Origin of the sequence: Rhodococcus sp. R1101, from assembly GCF_000278445.1 — a bacterium.
In the GTDB taxonomy this organism is placed as follows: Bacteria; Actinomycetota; Actinomycetes; order Mycobacteriales; family Mycobacteriaceae; genus Rhodococcus; species Rhodococcus gordoniae.
The window spans coordinates 1-2730 of the sequence record NZ_AJVB01000502.1 but is presented as its reverse complement, the minus strand read 5'-3'; the positions used below and the strand labels follow the sequence as shown (position 1 = coordinate 2730).

Here is a 2730-nt window from a genome sequence, read left to right as displayed (position 1 = left end):
ACGAACCGTTGTCGCTGGCGCCTGTGGTCCAGGCAGCGCTCGAGGAGATCCTCGCCGTGGGTTACCACGGCACGAGCATGCGTGAAATCTCCAATCGTTGTGGATTGTCGGTTCCCGGGATCTACAACTACTTCACCGGCAAGCAGGACATCCTGATGACGATCTATCAGGTGACGATGGACGACCTCGAGCAACGCACACGCGGGGCGCTCACCGAAGGCGCCGGCCGAGATCCCGTCACGGTCTTCACGCTGTTGATCGAGAATCTGGCCCTCTACCACACGCACCGCCGCGAACTCGGGTTCATCGGCACCAGTGAGATGCGTGCTCTCACAACGGAAAACCGGCAGATCATTGCCGGCAAGAGAAACTGGCAGCAGGCGGTCGTGGACGAGAAGGTACTGGCCGCCGTACGCGCCGGATCGTTCCGGGTCCGAAACCCCGAGGACGCCGCTCGCGCAGTGGTCTCGATGTGTACCGCCCTCCCCACCTGGTGGCGACCGGGAGGCCGGATGAGCCCGGAAGAGGTAGCAGACCTGTATGTGGAGTACGCCCTCGATCTCATGCAATACCGGGGCGCCGATCTCGCCCGCGGACCCTGACGGAACATCGAGCCGCCCATGACATCCCGTTCACGGCCCTTCGAGAAAGAACTCACATGACCGACGTAGCCGACAGCATGCTCACCGCGCAGACGAATACCGAATCGCTGGACCTTCGACCGTCGCCCAGGGCACTCGAACTCGAGCAGACGCTGGTGGATTTCATGCACAGCCACGTGTTCCCTGCCGAACACGAGTACGAGACCTACCGCCGCAACGTCGGTCCCGACGACCACACCGTTCCACCCGTCATCGAAACCCTCAAGCACGAGGCCCGCAGGCGCGGCCTGTGGAATCTGTTCCTACCCTCCGAATCCGGCATCGGACAGCTGGACTATGCAGGACTCGCCGAGATCACCGGCTGGAGCCTGCATCTCGCACCCGAAGCCATCAACGGGCAAGCGCCCGACACGGGCAACATGGAATTGCTCCACCTGTTCGGTACCGATGAACAGAAAAAGCAGTGGCTCGACCCATTGCTGAACGGAAAGATCCGGTCGGCCTTCTCCATGACCGAGATCGCCGTGGCCAGTTCCGACGCGACCAACATCGAGACCAGAATCGAGCGCGACGGCGACAGCTACGTCATCAACGGCCGCAAATGGTGGACCAGTGGCGCTGCGGACCCCCGATGCACCCTGCTGATCGTCATGGGAAAGACGGACCCCTTTGCCGACACCCACCGTCAGCAGTCCATGATCCTGGTGCCGATCGACACTCCCGGCGTCACGATCGTCCGCGACCTGCCGGTGTTCGGACGACACGACCAGCACGGGCACTGCGAAGTCGTCTACGACAACGTGCGCGTTTCCGCCGAGAATCTCCTCGGGGAGGAGGGCGGTGGGTTCGCCATGGCGCAGGCGCGTCTCGGACCCGGCCGCATCCACCACTGCATGCGCGCCCTCGGCGCCGCAGAACGGGCCCTGGCGCTGATGACCACCCGCGCCCAGGGTCGTGTCGCCTTCGGCAAGACGCTGGCCGAGCAGGGTGTCGTCCAGCACCAGATCGCCGAATCGCGCGTCGCGATCGAACAGGCCCGGCTGCTGTGTCGTCTTGCGGCCAAGACCATCGACGAACACGGCAACAAGGCCGCAGCCCCCTACGTGTCCGCGGCGAAGATCGCGGTGCCACGCATGACCCTCGAGGTGATCGACCGAGCGATCCAGGTGCACGGTGGCGCCGGTATCAGCGACGACGTTCCCCTTGCCGCAATGTACGGCTGGCACCGCGCGATGCGCATCTACGACGGCCCCGACGAAGTACACCTGCGCACGATCGCCAAGAACGAACTGCGCAGATACACGAGGTGACTTCGGGGCTGTGGGAGTAACGCCCGCGTGGGCGATGAGCTCGGTTCCGGCCGGTCGGAGAAACTCTCACGCCCTGCGAACCGGGAAGACGACACTCGAGCCGTTGCCCGAGGAGTGGAGGGTTCACGTCGACAATCGGGGACCGACACCACGATCGACCAGGCTGCGTTGCCGATAACGCCGTTCAGCGTAGGCCAGATCGTCACGCCACAGTCGGGTCGCCGCCCTACGGAGTACTGGTGAGAGGGCACGGTGAGCACGGCGTGCAACGGCGAAGCCGCGCCGGGGAGAGTCGGCGAGGACGGCCTCGATGACACAGGTGCGCGGATGTCCGTCGGCTCCCACGCCCAGGGGTGTGGTGTGAGTTTCGACGACACTGCCAGTGCCTTCACCGTCGATGATGCGCATCACGACGGTACGAGGTTCCGGACTGGTGAACTCGGCCTTCACCGCGACGCCGAGCCCCCCGCCGACGCGGAAGGTCACAGCGACAACGAATCGGTCGCCGGTGTCGTCGGTGCGGTGGCGGCCGGGCGCGTCGAGGACCTCCAGGTGGGTGAAGGAATAAGGGTGGAACCACGCGCCGTGCCACGGGTCGAGTCGGTTGGCGATGATGTCGACCGGTTCACAGATTCCGGTGAGGGTCGCTACGGCCGCCAGGCGGGTACGGGCCGGCGGTCGTGGCGGGATGACCGGCGCGTCCAGTGGGGGTTCGTTGCCGATGTGGTCGAGACGGACCCAAGCCAGGACGCCGTCGTCGTGACTGGGAAACGGGGCCCAACCGTGCCCGGCGTCGGGGCCCAGGCGTAGTCCGTGCC

At 65.3% G+C, this 2730-nt stretch carries 3 protein-coding genes; 2 read left to right on the top strand and 1 reads right to left on the bottom strand.

All coding sequences use genetic code 11. The features are described 5' to 3' along the window. The coding region (locus tag R1101_RS27810) for a TetR/AcrR family transcriptional regulator (protein ID WP_016935175.1) at nucleotides 1-602 on the top strand (602 nt) is incomplete at its 5' end. A 56-nt stretch (nucleotides 603-658) separates the two neighbouring features. Further along, entirely contained in the window at nucleotides 659-1912 is a 1254-nt protein-coding gene (locus R1101_RS0120580) for an acyl-CoA dehydrogenase family protein (RefSeq protein WP_016935174.1), read from the top strand. Nucleotides 1913-2035: 123 nt separating this feature from the next. Here R1101_RS0120580 and R1101_RS27805 read toward each other — a convergent pair. After that, nucleotides 2036-2730 (bottom strand): DUF5914 domain-containing protein (locus R1101_RS27805; RefSeq protein WP_016935173.1); only part of this gene is annotated, 695 nt, incomplete at its 5' end.

Bases quoted from the DNA above. Each gene is read 5' to 3' on its own strand.
- R1101_RS0120580 (WP_016935174.1), top strand. From the start codon at position 659: ATGACCGACGTAGCCGACAGCATGCTCACCGCGCAGACGAATACCGAA.